The organism is Streptomyces sp. NPDC008121, assembly GCF_042957155.1.
Lineage (GTDB): Bacteria > Actinomycetota > Actinomycetes > Streptomycetales > Streptomycetaceae > Streptomyces.
Map to the genome: position 1 here is coordinate 295,710 of NZ_JBIBHT010000004.1, position 13,880 is coordinate 309,589.

General features: G+C 73.5%; 11 protein-coding genes. 7 read left to right on the forward strand and 4 right to left on the reverse strand.

Translation table 11 applies throughout. The features are described from left to right. The first annotated feature begins 143 nt into the window (after positions 1-143). From pdhA to ACFZBD_RS15725, 7 genes are all read left to right on the forward strand, one after another. Positions 144-1,304 carry a pyruvate dehydrogenase (acetyl-transferring) E1 component subunit alpha gene (gene pdhA / locus ACFZBD_RS15695; protein ID WP_391140454.1) on the forward strand — a complete coding sequence of 387 codons (1,161 nt, stop codon included), beginning with the start codon at positions 144-146 and terminating at the stop codon, positions 1,302-1,304. Next, a complete protein-coding gene (locus ACFZBD_RS15700; protein WP_391140048.1) occupies positions 1,304-2,329 on the forward strand; it encodes a transketolase C-terminal domain-containing protein in 1,026 nt (341 codons plus the stop codon). The genes pdhA and ACFZBD_RS15700 overlap by 1 nt, the downstream gene beginning before the upstream one ends. After that, complete coding sequence (locus ACFZBD_RS15705) at positions 2,329-3,777, forward strand: 2-oxo acid dehydrogenase subunit E2 (protein WP_391140049.1); 1,449 nt, start codon at positions 2,329-2,331, stop codon at positions 3,775-3,777. The genes ACFZBD_RS15700 and ACFZBD_RS15705 overlap by 1 nt, the downstream gene beginning before the upstream one ends. Before the next feature lie 179 nt (positions 3,778-3,956). Further along, positions 3,957-5,015, forward strand: coding sequence for a DUF6457 domain-containing protein (locus tag ACFZBD_RS15710; RefSeq protein WP_391140050.1), 1,059 nt, complete (start codon positions 3,957-3,959; stop codon positions 5,013-5,015). After that, positions 5,012-6,472: a molybdopterin-binding protein gene (locus tag ACFZBD_RS15715; protein WP_391140051.1), complete on the forward strand. Its 1,461-nt coding sequence runs from the start codon at positions 5,012-5,014 to the stop codon at positions 6,470-6,472. The genes ACFZBD_RS15710 and ACFZBD_RS15715 overlap by 4 nt, the downstream gene beginning before the upstream one ends. After that, on the forward strand, positions 6,469-7,551 hold the full coding sequence (locus ACFZBD_RS15720; RefSeq protein ID WP_391140052.1) for an NAD-binding protein: 1,083 nt from the start codon (positions 6,469-6,471) through the stop codon (positions 7,549-7,551). Before ACFZBD_RS15715 ends, ACFZBD_RS15720 begins: the two co-directional genes overlap by 4 nt. A 10-nt stretch (positions 7,552-7,561) precedes the next feature. Next, on the forward strand, positions 7,562-8,548 hold the full coding sequence (locus ACFZBD_RS15725; RefSeq protein WP_391140053.1) for a zinc-binding dehydrogenase: 987 nt from the start codon (positions 7,562-7,564) through the stop codon (positions 8,546-8,548). Positions 8,549-8,646: 98 nt separating this feature from the next. On the opposite strand, the gene ACFZBD_RS15730 is transcribed toward ACFZBD_RS15725, so the two are convergent. From ACFZBD_RS15730 to ACFZBD_RS15745, 4 genes are all read right to left on the reverse strand, one after another. After that, positions 8,647-9,192, reverse strand: a complete 546-nt coding sequence (locus ACFZBD_RS15730; protein ID WP_391140054.1) for a proteasome activator — start codon at positions 9,190-9,192, stop codon at positions 8,647-8,649. A 175-nt stretch (positions 9,193-9,367) separates the two neighbouring features. Then, positions 9,368-12,229, reverse strand: coding sequence for an FtsX-like permease family protein (locus tag ACFZBD_RS15735; protein ID WP_391140055.1), 2,862 nt, complete (start codon positions 12,227-12,229; stop codon positions 9,368-9,370). Next, complete coding sequence (locus tag ACFZBD_RS15740; protein WP_391140056.1) at positions 12,226-12,996, reverse strand: ATP-binding cassette domain-containing protein; 771 nt, start codon at positions 12,994-12,996, stop codon at positions 12,226-12,228. The genes ACFZBD_RS15735 and ACFZBD_RS15740 overlap by 4 nt, the downstream gene beginning before the upstream one ends. A 176-nt stretch (positions 12,997-13,172) precedes the next feature. Beyond that, entirely contained in the window at positions 13,173-13,799 is a 627-nt protein-coding gene (locus tag ACFZBD_RS15745; protein WP_391140057.1) for a helix-turn-helix transcriptional regulator, read from the reverse strand. Positions 13,800-13,880: the final 81 nt, after the last annotated feature.

Consider the following 13,880-nt stretch of genomic DNA (forward strand, 5'->3'; position numbering starts at 1 on the left):
CTATCCCAGGCTGTGGAGAACCGATTGTCCACAGGCTGAGGGTGCCTGTAGCCAAAATGCCTCCACGACCGAACAATCGGTAGGTGAGGCGCGCCACATTCGCGCCACCCGCCTTCGGGTCTTATGCCCGCTCCCACGAGGAGGTGGACTCGTTGCAACAGCGCAGTTCGACGGTCCAAGCGCCACCCGCTGCCGCCCCTGTCTACCGGCCGACCCCGCCTCCGGCGTGGAAGCCGCGCACCGACCCCGCCCCCCTGCTGCCCGACGCCGAGCCGTTCCGGGTCATCGGCACGGACGCCATGGCCGGCGCCGACCCCGAGCTGCTGCGCCGGCTGTACGCGGAGCTGGTGCGCGGACGGCGGTACAACGCCCAGGCCACCGCCCTCACCAAGCAGGGCCGGCTCGCCGTCTACCCCTCGACCACCGGCCAGGAGGCCTGCGAGGTGGCCGCCGCCCTGGCGCTCGAGGACCGCGACTGGCTCTTCCCGTCGTACCGCGACACCCTGGCGGCCGTCGCCCGCGGCCTCGACCCGGTGCAGGCGCTGACGCTGCTGCGTGGCGACTGGCACACCGGGTACGACCCGCGGGAGTACCGGATCGCCCCGCTGTCCACCCCGCTCGCCACCCAGCTGCCGCACGCGGTCGGCCTGGCGCACGCGGCCCGCCTCAAGGGCGACGACGTCGTCGCGCTCGCCATGGTCGGCGACGGCGGCACCAGCGAGGGCGACTTCCACGAGGCGCTGAACTTCGCGGCCGTCTGGCAGGCCCCCGTGGTCTTCCTGGTGCAGAACAACGGCTTCGCGATCTCCGTGCCGCTCGCCAAGCAGACCGCCGCGCCGTCCCTCGCGCACAAGGCCGTGGGCTACGGCATGCCCGGCCGGCTGGTCGACGGCAACGACGCCGTCGCCGTCCACCAGGTGCTGACCGAGGCCGTGGCCCGGGCCCGGCGGGGTGGCGGACCGACGCTGGTCGAGGCCGTGACGTACCGCATCGACGCCCACACCAACGCCGACGACGCCACCCGCTACCGCGGCGACGCCGAGGTCGAGGCCTGGCGGGCGCACGACCCGATCCGGATCCTGGAGCAGGAGCTGACGGAGCGCGGACTGCTCGACGAGGACGGCAAGCGGGCGGCGGCCGAGGCCGCCGAGACGATGGCCGCCACCCTGCGCGAGCGGATGAACGCCGACCCGGTGCTGGACCCGATGGACCTGTTCGCGCACGTCTACGCCGAGCAGACGACGCAACTGCGCGAGCAGGCGGCCCAGCTGCGCGCCGAACTCGACGCCGAGAGCGAGGCGTGATGACCACCGCGCAGAAGACGGCGGGCAGGGCCGCGGCCAAGCCCGCCACCATGGCGCAGGCCCTCCAGCGGGCCATGCGCGACGCGATGGCCGAGGACCCGACGGTGCACATCCTCGGAGAGGACGTCGGCGCCCTCGGCGGTGTCTTCCGAGTCACCGACGGGCTCGCCAAGGAGTTCGGCGAGGACCGCTGCACGGACACCCCGCTGGCCGAGGCGGGCATCCTCGGCACGGCCGTCGGCATGGCGATGTACGGGCTGCGGCCGGTCGTCGAGATGCAGTTCGACGCCTTCGCCTACCCGGCGTTCGAGCAGCTGATCAGCCACGTCTCCCGGATGCGGAACCGCACGCGCGGGGCGCTGCCGATGCCGCTGGTGGTCCGGGTGCCGTACGGCGGCGGGATCGGCGGCGTGGAGCACCACAGCGACTCCTCCGAGGCGTACTACATGGCGACTCCGGGGCTCCATGTCGTCACGCCGGCCACGGTCGAGGACGCGTACGGCATGCTGCGGGCGGCCATCGCCTCCGACGACCCGGTGGTCTTCCTGGAGCCGAAGCGGCTCTACTGGTCGAAGTCCGACTGGTCGCCCGAGGCGCCGAAGGCGGTGGAGCCGATCGGCAAGGCGGTGGTGCGGCGCAGCGGCCGCAGCGCCACGCTGATCACGTACGGGCCTTCCGTGCCGGTCTGCCTGGAGGCGGCGGAGGCCGCGCGGGCGGAGGGCTGGGACCTGGAGGTGGTCGACCTGCGTTCGCTGGTGCCCTTCGACGACGAGACGGTCTGCGCGTCGGTGCGGCGCACCGGCCGGGCGGTCGTCGTGCACGAGTCGACCGGGTTCGGCGGTCCCGGCGGGGAGATCGCGGCGCGGGTGACCGAGCGCTGCTTCCACCACCTGGAGGCACCGGTGCTGCGCGTCGCCGGCTTCGACATCCCGTATCCGCCGCCGATGCTGGAGCGGCACCACCTGCCGGGCGTGGACCGGGTCCTGGACGCGGTGGCGCGGCTGCAGTGGGAGGCGGGGAGCTGATGGCCCAGGTGCTCGAATTCAAGCTGCCGGACCTCGGGGAAGGGCTGACCGAGGCGGAGATCGTGCGCTGGCTGGTGAACGTCGGCGACGTCGTCGCCATCGACCAGCCGGTTGTCGAGGTCGAGACCGCGAAGGCGATGGTGGAGGTGCCCTGTCCCTACGGGGGCGTGGTGACGGCCCGGTTCGGCGAAGAAGGCACCGAACTGCCCGTCGGGGCGCCGCTGCTGACCGTCGCGGTCGGCGGCACGGAGACGGGAACGGCCGGCGGGCCGGCCGGCGCGGACGCCGGAGCCGGTACGGGTACGGGCGCCGGGGCTTCCGGTGCGAACGGGTCGGCGGGGGCGAACGGTTCCGGCGGCGCGGCCGCCGACGCCGAGTCCTCGGAGTACTCCGGCAATGTGCTCGTCGGGTACGGCACGGCCGGCCCGGCGGCCCGGCGGCGCAGGGTCCGCCAGACGAGTCCTGCGGTGGCGAGCCCGGCGGCCGCGGCACCGGTCGCACCGGCTGCCGTCGTCACCGTCGCCCCCGCGGCGGGAGTGCCCGGGCAGCAGGAAGGGCCCCTGCCCGTCATCTCGCCGCTCGTGCGCAAGCTGGCCCGGGAGAAGGGCCTCGACCTGCGGGAGGTGCGCGGTTCGGGCCCGGAAGGGCTCATCCTGCGCGCTGACGTGGAGCAGGCCCTGGCCACCGCGGCGGCCCCGGCACCGGTGAAGGCGCAGGCCCCGGTGGCCGCGCCGACCGCCCTGTCCGCCGCCGCGGCGACGGCGGAGCGGATCCCGCTGCGCGGGGTACGGGGTGCCGTGGCCGACAAGCTCAGCCGCAGCCGGACCGAGATCCCGGACGCGACCTGCTGGGTCGACGCCGACGCGACCGAGCTGCTGGCCGCCCGGGCCGCGATGAACGAGGCGGGCGGTCCGAAGATCTCCCTGCTCGCCCTGCTCGCCCGGATCTGCACGCACGCGCTCGCCCGTTTCCCGGAGCTCAACTCCACGGTGGACACAGCGGCCCGGGAGATCGTCCGGCTGCCGTCCGTGCATCTCGGGTTCGCGGCCCAGACCGAACGCGGACTGGTCGTCCCGGTCGTCCGGGACGCGGGTGCCCGCACGGCGGAGTCCCTGACGGCGGAGTTCGCGAGGCTGACGGAGGCGGCCCGGCAGGGGACGCTGACGCCGGCGGACCTGACCGGCGGGACGTTCACGCTGAACAACTACGGGGTGTTCGGGGTCGACGGTTCCACGCCGATCATCAACCACCCCGAGGCGGCGATGCTCGGCGTGGGCCGGATCATCCCCAAGCCCTGGGTCCACCAGGGTGAACTCGCCGTACGGAAGGTCGTCCAGCTGTCGTTCACGTTCGACCACCGGGTCTGCGACGGCGGCACGGCGGGCGGCTTCCTCCGCTACGTCGCGGACTGCGTGGAGCAGCCCGCGGTGCTGCTCCGCACCGTCTGACCCCGCCGCCCACGGGGCGGGCCGCCCTGCCGGCCCGCCCCGTGGGCGGCGGCGCGCGGCGGAGCTCTCGTCTCGGGGGGTGCGCGTACGGGCCCTCGGGCGCCCGGGTGATGTCTCCGTCCGTGAGATGGAGCCGATCTTTCGGGCGCATCCCGGCGGCCGCGGACCATACTGCTGGGATGACGACCGCGTATGACGCCATCGTGCCGGCCGGAGGGGCCGCCAGGCGGCTGGGTGGTGTGGACAAGCCGCAGGTGAGGGTCGGCGGACGGGCGCTGCTTGACCGGGTGCTTGCGGGGTGCCGGGGCGCCGCGCGCACGATCGTCGTCGGTGACCGGCGGGAGACCGTGCGCGACGTGGAGTGGGCGCGGGAGGAACCGCCCGGCGGGGGGCCGCTGGCCGCGCTCGAGGCCGGGCTGCGCCGGGTGACCGCGGAGAGGGTGCTCGTCCTCTCCGCCGACCTCCCCTTCCTCGACGAGAAGACCGGCCTCCGCCTCCTGGACGCCCTGCCCGACGACCCGGGCACCCCCGACGACCCGGGCACCCCCGACGAGCCGGGCAGCCCCGACGAGCCGGGCAGCCCCGACGACCCGGGCAGCCCCGACCACCCGGGCACCCCCGACCACCCGACCAGGCCCGCGAGCTCCGGCCCCGGCCACCCCGGCCCCGGGAACCCGGGCACCCCCGGCGCGCCGTCCCCCACCGACGTCCCGCCCTTCGACGCCGCGTTGCTCGTCGACGGTGAGGGGCGGGACCAGCCGCTGGTCGCCGCGTACCGCACCGGCCCGCTCCGGCGTGAGTTGTCTCTCATCGCCGCCGAACGCGGCAGCCTCACCGGCCTCCCCTTGCGTCTGCTCACGGGAAGGCTTCGCATCACCCGGGTCACCGCGGAGCCCCTGGCCTCCTTCGACTGCGACACCTGGGAGGACATCGCCACGGCCCGGGCCCGTATCAGGGAGCATGGGAACGTGCTGGACGAATGGATCACCGCAGTCAAGGACGAGTTGGGCATCGAGATCGACGTCGACACCGGCGTCCTGCTCGACCTGGCCCGTGACGCCGCCCACGGGGTCGCCCGCCCCGCCGCGCCGCTGACCACCTTCCTGGTCGGCTACGCGGCGGCTCAGGCCGCCGCCCGTGGCGAGGGCGCACCCGAGGCGGTCGCCGAGGCCTCCCGCAAGGCCGCGGCGCTCGCCGCCCGGTGGGCCGCGGAAGCGGAGCAGGGCACCGCCGGATGACCCCGCACGAGGCCGCGGCCCCCGCCCCGGACAGCGACGGCGTCGACGAGGCGCTCGCCCTCGTCGCGCGGCCCCGGCCCGCCGAGCCGCGCCCCGAGTCACCGCACCGCGCGACCGGCTGGCCCGAGGCACGGGCCGTCGCCGCCCGGGCCGGAACGGCCGTCGGGGCAGGGCGCCCGCCCCGCGCCGTGCCGCTTGGACAGGCGCTCGGCCACGTCCTCGCCGAGCCGCTGCGTGCACTCACCGACCTGCCGCCCTTCGACACCTCCGCCATGGACGGCTGGGCGGTCGCCGGGCCCGGCCCCTGGGAGGTCCGCGAGGCGGAGTCGGTCCTCGCCGGAGACGCCCCCGCCGCCGCGCTGGCCGACGGTACGGCGGTACGGATCGCCACCGGCGCCCGGATCCCGGCCGAGACGACGGCGATCGTCCGCAGCGAACACTCCCGCACCGACTCCGGCGGCCATCTGCACGCCCGGCACCGGGTGGTCCAGGGCCAGGACATCCGCCCGCGCGGCCAGGAGTGCCGCTCGGGCGACCGCTTGCTGCCCGCCGGCACGCCGGTCACCCCCGCCGTGCTCGGTCTCGCCGCCGCCGCCGGATACGACGAGCTGCGCACCGTGCCCCGGCCCCGGGTGGAGATCCTGGTCCTCGGGGACGAGCTGCTCACCGCCGGACTCCCCCAGGACGGCCTGATCCGTGACGCCCTCGGCCCGATGGTCGGCCCCTGGCTGAGCGCGCTCGGCGCCGAGGTCCTCGCCACCCGCCGGATCGGTGACGACGCCGACGCGCTGTACGCCGCCGTCGCCGGCTCCGAGGCCGATCTGGTGATCACCACCGGGGGCACGGCCGCGGGCCCCGTCGACCACGTCCACCCCGTCCTCGCCAAGGCGGGCGCCGCGCTCCTCGTGGACGGCGTGAAGGTCCGCCCCGGCCATCCCATGCTCCTCGCCGGACTCGACGAGCCCGCCGCCGACGAGCCCCTCGCCGACAAACCCACCAGCCCCGGCATGACCCTCCCGAGCCGGCAGGACGACCCGGCCCGCTCCGACCGGCCCGGCACCGCCCGCCGGCCCGATGGGGCCGCCCGTCCCGTCCGGTACCTCGTCGGACTGCCCGGGAACCCGCTCGCCGCCGTCTCCGGGCTCCTCACCCTCGTCGAACCGCTGCTGCGCGCGCTGGGAGGCGCCCCGGCGCCCGGCCCGTACCGCGCGCCGGTACGCGAGGAGGTGCACGGCCACCCGCACGACACCCGGCTCGTCCCGGTCGTCCACCGCGGGGAGCAGGCCGTGCCCCTGCACTACAACGGCCCGGCGATGCTCCGTGGCATCGCGGTCGCGGACGGCATGGCCGTCGTCCCGCCCGGGGGCGCGAAGCCCGGCGACGTCCTGGAGATCCTCGACCTTCCCTGGCCGGAGACGCCCGTCGCGGGAGCGTCCCAAGGAGCGTGTTTCACGTGAAACTTCCCAGTCGGGACATCATGGCGCGCCATGTCGACGAGAAGATGGCGCCGTCCCGTATCCGGATGCCCCGGCAGGTCGTCGAGCGTCCGCTGCGGCAGGTGGGCAAGCGGCTGCTGATGGCGCTGTCGGTGCTGATCGTGACGGTCCTGATCGTCTACATCGACCGGGCGGGTTACCACGACAACGCCGACGACTCCGTCGACTTCCTCGACGCCGTCTACTACGCGACCGTGACCCTCTCGACCACCGGCTACGGCGACATCGTCCCGTACAGCGACTCGGCGCGGCTGGTCAACATCCTGCTGATCACGCCGCTGCGCGTGCTTTTCCTGATCATCCTGGTCGGCACCACTCTCGAGGTCCTCACCGAACGGACCCGGGAGGAGTGGCGGCTGAACCGCTGGAGGTCCACCTTGCGTGACCACACCGTCGTCGTTGGCTTTGGAACGAAGGGACGATCGGCCATCCAGACGCTCTGCGCCACCGGGCTGCGCAAGGACCAGATCGTCATCGTCGATCCGTCCGGCAAGGTGATCGAGACGGCGAACGCCGACGGGTTCGTCGGCGTGGTCGGCGACGCGACCCGCAGCGATGTGCTGGTGCGCGCCGAGGTCCAGAAGGCCCGTCAGATCGTCATCGCCACCCAGCGCGACGACACCGCGGTCCTGGTCACCCTCACGGCCCGGCAGCTCAACCGGGGCGCGAAGATCGTCGCCGCGGTACGGGAGGAGGAGAACGCGCCGCTGCTGCGCCAGTCGGGCGCGGACGCCGTGATCACCAGCGCCAGTGCGGCGGGACGCCTGCTGGGCCTCTCCGTGCTGAGTCCCAGCGCGGGCGCGGTGATGGAGGACCTGATCCAGCAGGGTTCGGGCCTCGATCTGATCGAACGGCCGGTGATAAAGGCCGAGGTCGGCAAGAACGTGCGCGAGACCGGCGACCTGGTCGTCAGCGTGCTGCGCGGGCACCGGCTGCTCAGCTACGACGATCCGGCCGCCAGTCCGCTGCAGTTGACGGACCGTGTGATCACGATCGTGCGGGCGGCGTCCGTCACTCCGCTGACGAGTCCGCCGGAGTAGCCTCGCCGCCATGCATGCGATCACGATTCCGGAACCCGGCGGTCCCGAGGCCCTGGTCTGGGCCGAGGTGCCCGATCCCGTGCCCGCCGAGGGCGAAGTCCTCGTCGAGGTGGTGGCCGGCGCCGTCAACCGCGCGGACCTGCTCCAGCGGCAGGGCTTCTACGATCCGCCGCCCGGCACCTCGCCGTACCCCGGTCTGGAGTGTTCCGGACGGATCGCCGCCCTCGGCCCCGGGGTGTCCGGCTGGTCGGTCGGCGACGAGGTGTGCGCCCTGCTCGTCGGCGGCGGTTACGCGGAGAAGGTCGCCGTCCCCGCCGGCCAGCTGCTGCCGGTTCCGGACGGGGTGGACCTGGTCACGGCCGCGGCACTGCCTGAGGTCACCAGCACGGTCTGGTCGAACGTCTTCATGATCGCCCACCTGCGGCCGGGCGAGACGCTGCTGGTGCACGGCGGCGCCAGCGGCATCGGCACGATGGCGATCCAGCTGGCCAAGGCGGTGGGCGCGCGGGTCGCGGTGACCGCGGGTGGGCCGGAGAAGCTGGCGCGCTGTGCCGAACTGGGCGCGGACATTTTGATCGACTACCGCGAACAGGACTTCGTCGAGGAGCTGCGCAAGGCGACCGACGGGGCCGGGGCGGACGTCATCCTCGACATCGTCGGGGCGAAGTACCTGGACCGCAATGTGAAGGCGCTCGCGGTCAACGGGCGTCTCGCCGTCATCGGCATGCAGGGCGGCGTGAAGGCCGAGCTGAACCTCGGGGCGCTGCTCGCCAAGCGCGGCGCGATCACGGCGACGACGCTGAGGGCCCGCCCGCTGCAGGAGAAGGCGGCCATCGTCGCCGCGGTCCGGGAGCACGTCTGGCCGCTGATCGGAGCCGGCACGGTCCGTCCGGTCGTGGACCGCACGCTGCCCTTGCGGGACGCCGCCGAGGCCCACCGTGCGCTGGACTCCGGGACGCACGTCGGCAAGATCCTGCTGGTCGCCGACCGGCCCTGACGGCCCATAGGACAGCGAGAGGGGCCCGGCGCACGCATCGTGCGCCGGGCCCCTCTCCCTTGTGCTTGCCCGCCCCGCAGGCCTACGGGCCTCCAGACCTACAGGTACGGGCCCGAGCGGATCGCGTGGCCGGGGCCCTGGTCGTCGTCATCGTCGTGCGAGGCGCCCGGCGGCAGCGCCCGGCGCATCTGCTCCAACTGGGCGCGGGCCGCCATCTGCTGGGCGAACAGCGCCGTCTGGATACCGTGGAAAAGTCCCTCTAGCCACCCCACGAGCTGGGCCTGCGCGATGCGCAGCTCCGCCTCGGAGGGGATGGCCTCGTCCGTGAACGGCAGGGACAGGCGCTCCAGTTCCTCGACCAGCTCGGGCGCCAGCCCGTCCTCCAGCTCCTTGACCGAGCTGGCGTGGATGTCCTTGAGCCTGACGCGGCTGGCCTCGTCGAGAGGTGCCGCCCGTACTTCCTCCAGGAGCTGCTTGATCATGCTGCCGATCCGCATGACCTTCGCAGGCTGTTCGACCATTTCCGTCACCGGGACCTCGCGGGATTCGTCGTCACCCTGAGTGCCGCCGAGCGCCATCCCGTCCTGTCCCACGATGAGGACCTGGGGGCTCTCCTGCGACCGTTCATTCCTCGGCATCTCCATGCCGCCATTGTCTCGCACACATGCCTCACCACACGGTGTGCCCCTGTACGACGGTGATCCACCCTCGTACAGGGGCACAGCACGGCAACGAACGGCGACGAACAGCTACGAACGGGACCGCTCGGGACCGGCCGCGACCGATCGGCTCACGCCGGACCGGTCAGGCCCCCGCCGGTCATGTCGCGGCCCGGCGGGCCAGGGCGCCGCGGGAGCGGGTCACCAGAGCCGCCAGGACCGCGGCGCCGAGGGGTACCAGGACCAGCAGGGCGAGCAGCGTCGCCCAGGGCACGACGATCGTGACCTGGGGAGGCGTGAGCGAGCCGCCCCAGCCCTCCGCGAGGGCCTGCTCGAAGAACCGCTGCTGCTGGCGCTGCTCGGTCAGCCGCAGGCCGATCGCCGGCAGGACGCCGGCCGCCGAGCCGAGGATCACCCCCATCGCCGCGACCACACCGCACTGGAAGCCGCTGAGGGTACGGCGGACGCGGGGCGGTGCGCCGACCGCGGCGAGGGTCTTGAGGTCGGCCTCGGCGTCGGCCTGCGCGAGACCGGTGGCGATACCGGCCGCGCCGATGGTGACCAGGCCCGCGAAGACGGTCAGCGACAGGAGCACGATGCTGGTGTCGCCGACGAAGCCCTCCTCCACGCGGAGGTCGACATCGCTGCCGATCTTGGCGAGTTCGCCGTCCAGCTTCTGCCGGGCCTCGGTGCCGGGCAGCTGGTCGGTGGAGAAGAACGAGCCGAGCGGCACGGTGGAGAACCCCGCCGCCTTGGCCGCGGCCGGGGTGATGAGCCCCTGCAGGCCGTACGCCTTGTGGTCCCCGGTCACCAGGTGGGCGGGGAGGGTCTTGACCACACCGGGGAGCGGCTTGCCCTCCTGCTCGGCCCGGTCGGCCGCCTCCGTGTCGGTGACCGTCTTGACCGAGATCGTGCTGTCCCGCTCGACCTGCGCCCGGGAGAAGGTGACGATCTTGCCGTCGGCGAGCGCCTTCTCGGCGGCCGCGTCCTTGATGCCGAGCACCTTCAGGAGCTTGGCGTCGCCGACGACCAGGCCGCCTTCGGCGCCGACGATCCCGCCGTTGCCGCCCTCCAGGCAGCGCCAGTCCTTGGCCAGCTTCTCGCGCTCGGCCCGGGTGAACTTGTCCGCCGGGTCCTTGCCGTCGACGCTCGGCCCCCACAGCGGGCACTCGTTGGCCTTCGGGATGACGATGTCGAAGCGGCCGCACCCCGGCTCGCCGCCGTAGGGCTCACAGGTCGGCTTGCCGACGTGGACGCGTGCGACGTCGGCGCGGGTGTCGACGGGGAACAGCCGCTGGACGGCGTCACGGACCGCCGGGACGTCCCGGCCGCCCTCCTCGGTGACGAGCGCGGAGACGGCGCCGTACGGGAGCCGGGCCTGGTACTCGGCGCGGGCCTCGGCCTCGTCGCTCGCCGCGTACGTGGAGACGGCGACGGTGCCGGCGACGGCGGCGAGCACGGCGGCGACTGCGGGCGCCGTACGGCCCCGGTTGCGCACGGCGTCCCGCAGGGCGAGCCGCGGCGACAGCGGCAGCCAGCGGCCGGTCCGCCCGAAGAGACCCACCAGGGCGGGGGTCAGGGCGACCACGCCCAGCTCGGCGATGGCGCTGCCGCCCGCGACGATGGCGAACTGGTCCGTGACCACCGAGCCGTACAGCGCGATGGCCCCGCCGAGGAGCACGGCGCCGAGACCGACCAGGGGCAGCACACGGCTGCTGCGGCGGACACCGCGGCGGCCGGTGAGCGAGGCGAGGACGGTCTGCCGGGAGGCGGTGACGGCCGGCACGATCGCGGCGAGCAGGCCGGTCAGGACGGCCAGCAGGGCGATGCCGAGGAGCTCCAGCGGGCGGATGTCGAAGGCGCCGAACCGCTTCCCCATGTACTGCTCGAGGAGAGGCTGCAGGGAGAAGGTCAGGATCAGGGCGAGGATCGTGCCCACGACGGCCGCGGCGACGCCGATGACCAGGCCGCCGGCCAGCACGATGGCGCGGATGTGGCTCCGGTCGCCGCCGTTGGCTCCGACGAGGCCCAGCTGGCGGCGCGAGCGGCGCGCGCCGACGGCGAACGCGGGACCGGCCAGCAGACAGATCTCCAGCATCGCCAGCCCGACGACGGTGCCGAGGGCGGCGAGCTCGGCGGCCTGGGCGCTGCCACTGACCTGGTAGTCGCCCCAGCCGCCCTTCTGGAAGAGCGGAACCTCGGAGTCGGCCGGCGGGTCCAGCAGGACCAGGCGCGAGACGACCGCCACACCCTTGGTGTTGATCTGCTGCACGGTGTTCCACGTGAAACCACCGGAGTGCTTCACCAGGTACGTGGTGGAGGACTGCGGCTTCGACAGACCGGCGCTCTCGACGGCCTTGGCGTACGGGGCGAGGAAGGCGCCCGGAAGGGCGTTGACCTCGTTGGCCTTCAGGGCGTCGGGCAGTTCGTAAGAACCGACGATCCGGTACGGGCGGTCGTAGCCGCGGGCCGAGAGGGTGGAGCCGAGGGTCAGACCGCTGGCTTCCAGGAACTGCGTGGTGGCGGCGACCTCGTCCGGCTTCTCCGGGAAGCGGCCTTCCTGGAGGCTCATGATGCCCCGGGCGATCGGGTCGGCGGCCTTCAGCTCACGGACCTCGGTCTGGAGTAGTCCGTGCACCGTCGTGAGCTTGGCGCTGCCGGAGGTGTCGGTCAGGACGGTGGAGCCGGCCGGGATCGTCTTGGTGACGTCGGTCGAGCCGCTCGGCCAGACCGCGTCGCCGTAGTCCTTGGCCGGGTTGTGCATCTCCCCGTCCGGGGACTGGAAGATCGGGACGCCGCCGTACTGCGTGTCGGCGAAACGGGCGTCGGCCGCGCCGATGCCGCGCTCCAACTGCTCCTCGGTGGAGAGTTCGGAGCTGCGCAGGGTCAGATCGGCGGCGCTCACGCCCAGGATGGGCAGGGCGATCATCGCGAGGACGAGGAAGCTGCGGCCTTTGAAGCGCCAGGCGTCGCGGCGGGCGATGCGGATGGCGGCGCGCCAGGAATGGAGCCAGGTGTTCACCGCTCGGCCGCCTGGCCGGAGAGGAGGGAGTCGGCGTCGCTGCGCACGGTCTGGTCGACGACGGCGCCGTCGCGCAGGAAGACGACCCGGTCGGCCCAGGCGGCGAACCGCGGCTCGTGGGTGACCAGGACGCCCGCGGCCCCGGCGTCGCACCGGGAGCGGAGCAGGGCGAGGACGGACTCGCCGGTCTCGGAGTCCAGGGCTCCGGTGGGCTCGTCGGCGAGGACGAGACGACGGTCGCCGACGAGGGCGCGGGCTATCGCGACACGCTGCTGCTGACCGCCGGACATCTCGTCGGGGAAGCGGTCGGCGAGATGGCCGAGCTCCATCTCCTCCAGGGCGGCGACGGCCTCGGTACGGGCCTTGCGGGCGGCGACGCCGTCCAGTTCGCGGGGCAGGGCCACGTTCTCGGCGGCGGTCAGGGCCGGGATGAGGTTGTAGTCCTGGAAGACGTAACCGATGCTGCGCCGGCGCAGGGCGGCGAGGGCCTTGCGGTCGGCGGTGGTGATGTCGGTGTCCTCGACGATCACCTGGCCGGAGGTGGGGGCGTCGAGGCCGCCCGCGATGGTGAGCAGCGTGGACTTGCCGGAGCCGGACGGGCCCATGACGGCGACCAGTTCACCGGGGTAGACGGCGAGGTCGATGCCGCGCAGGGCGTGCACCTCCGTGGCGCCCGATCCGTGGACGCGGGTGAGGTTCCGCAGCTGAAGCACGGGCTGTTGTGACTGCCGTGGCTGCTGTGGCTGGTGTGACTTCTGGGTGGTCATGAAGGGGTCCCCCTTGGTCGTACGCGGGTGGACGCCCGGTGACGGACGGGCGCGTACGGAGCGGATGGAGAGGCGGTCCGAGGTGAGAACGAATGGAGAGACGGTCCGAGGTGAGTGGGTGCGGTGGGGCACCGGACCCGGACCTGTGCGGGATCGGGGCCGCGGGTGGTGGCGGGTCAGCGCAGCGGTGTCGGGCGCACGTCCTCGACGGGTGCGCCCGAGGCGGGTCGCGGCTCGGGCTCCCGGGCGGCGACGGCCGTCGCGGAGAGGCGGATCAGCCGGGCCTCGCAATGGTCGAGCCAGCGGGCCTCGGCCTCCGTCTGGAAGATCAGCTGTTCCAGGACGAGCAGCCAGGCCACGTCGTCCCGCTCCCGGCTCTCCCCGCTCTCGAGCGCGTGCAGGGCCTGGGCCTTGAGCCGGGTGTAGTCCTGCATCGCCTTCACGGTGTGGTGGCGCTGGGACTGGATGACGGCGCGGATGTCGACCCCGGGCGCCCCGACGGCCATCGCGAGCTTGATGGCCAGCTCGTCACGGGCCGGGCTGGTCCGGTCGACGGGCTTCTCGAACCAGGTCCTGAGTTCGGCTCGTCCGCCGTCGGTGATCCGGTAGAGCGCGTGGCCGGCCTCGTCCTCGCCGTCCTGGGTGACCATGCCGTCGCGTTCGAGACGGTTGAGGGTCGTGTACACCTGGCCCACGTTGAGCGGCCAAGTGGAGCCGGTGCGGGACTCGAACTCCGTGCGGAGCTGTGAGCCGTACCGAGGGCCCTGTTCGAGGAGGGCGAGAAGCCCGTGGCGGATCGACATACTCAGTATGTATACCGAGTATGCCCTCGCCGACAAGCGACCTCGGGCGGATTCACGGCGTCCGTCTCAAGGGGGACCCGG

What these genes read in the sequence shown, in the direction of transcription:
- ACFZBD_RS15700 (WP_391140048.1), top strand. Translation starts at nt 1,304, where the DNA reads ATGACCACCGCGCAGAAGACGGCGGGCAGGGCCGCGGCCAAGCCCGCC.
- ACFZBD_RS15710 (WP_391140050.1), top strand. Translation starts at nt 3,957, where the DNA reads ATGACGACCGCGTATGACGCCATCGTGCCGGCCGGAGGGGCCGCCAGG.
- ACFZBD_RS15715 (WP_391140051.1), top strand. Translation starts at nt 5,012, where the DNA reads ATGACCCCGCACGAGGCCGCGGCCCCCGCCCCGGACAGCGACGGCGTC.
- ACFZBD_RS15725 (WP_391140053.1), top strand. Translation starts at nt 7,562, where the DNA reads ATGCATGCGATCACGATTCCGGAACCCGGCGGTCCCGAGGCCCTGGTC.
- ACFZBD_RS15705 (WP_391140049.1), top strand. Translation starts at nt 2,329, where the DNA reads ATGGCCCAGGTGCTCGAATTCAAGCTGCCGGACCTCGGGGAAGGGCTG.
- ACFZBD_RS15745 (WP_391140057.1), bottom strand. Translation starts at nt 13,799, where the DNA reads ATGTCGATCCGCCACGGGCTTCTCGCCCTCCTCGAACAGGGCCCTCGG.
- ACFZBD_RS15740 (WP_391140056.1), bottom strand. Translation starts at nt 12,996, where the DNA reads ATGACCACCCAGAAGTCACACCAGCCACAGCAGCCACGGCAGTCACAA.
- ACFZBD_RS15730 (WP_391140054.1), bottom strand. Translation starts at nt 9,192, where the DNA reads ATGGAGATGCCGAGGAATGAACGGTCGCAGGAGAGCCCCCAGGTCCTC.